This window comes from Veillonella sp. VA137, from assembly GCF_003992015.1.
Lineage (GTDB): Bacteria > Bacillota > Negativicutes > Veillonellales > Veillonellaceae > F0422.
This window is the reverse complement of the sequence record NZ_RQVK01000035.1, coordinates 1-689: the sequence shown is the minus strand read 5'-3', so window position 1 is coordinate 689 and position 689 is coordinate 1. Positions and strand designations below refer to the sequence as shown.

Annotated in this window: 1 pseudogene; it reads right to left on the bottom strand. The window is 40.8% G+C overall.

Annotated elements, in window-relative coordinates:
* Positions 1-689, bottom strand: a pseudogene (locus EO116_RS08380) (hypothetical protein); the annotation flags it as partial.

Here is a 689-nt window from a genome sequence, read left to right as displayed (position 1 = left end):
ATCTAGGTATGTATTACCTGTTAAATCATTAACAGCAGATGCCACATTATCCAATGTCATTGGTTTGGCAGCATTCACTTTAGTATGAACCTTATCTAAATCAGCTGCTGGAACTTCTGCACCATCTTTAGTAACAAATTTACCTTCTGCAGTTTTGAATACTTGGTTACCATCTTTGTCTACGAAGATGACTGGGCTTGTCACACGTTCGTTGAACAATTGGCTACCGTTTACAGCATCTTTGGAGTCTTTGGAAATAGCACCATCTGCAATGTTAGATAACTTAGTCGTTGCTCCAGTTGTTGTACCATCTGGAGATACTAAACTTGCAATAACATCCTTTGTAGGAACTGCTGTAGCACCTGTTTTTGGAGTTCCATTAGGTTCTACTTCATCAGCTTTGTAGTACTGACCATCGTTTGCTTTTACAAGACGATCGCCTGCTGCATTTGTGTACACTACCGTACCAGCTTCGCCATTACGAAGTGCATTGACTTTATTCGTTAAGTCTTTACCGTTTAAGCCATCTTTACCAGTTGGGCCTTGTGTACCTGCAGACCCCGCTACACCAGCTTTACCATCTCGACCATCAGAGGCTGTATTACCTACATTCACTGCATTATCTAATGTAGTACGATCTGCTTTTTCTAAGCCAAGTGTGATGTTACCTTCATCATCTTTAGCAATAA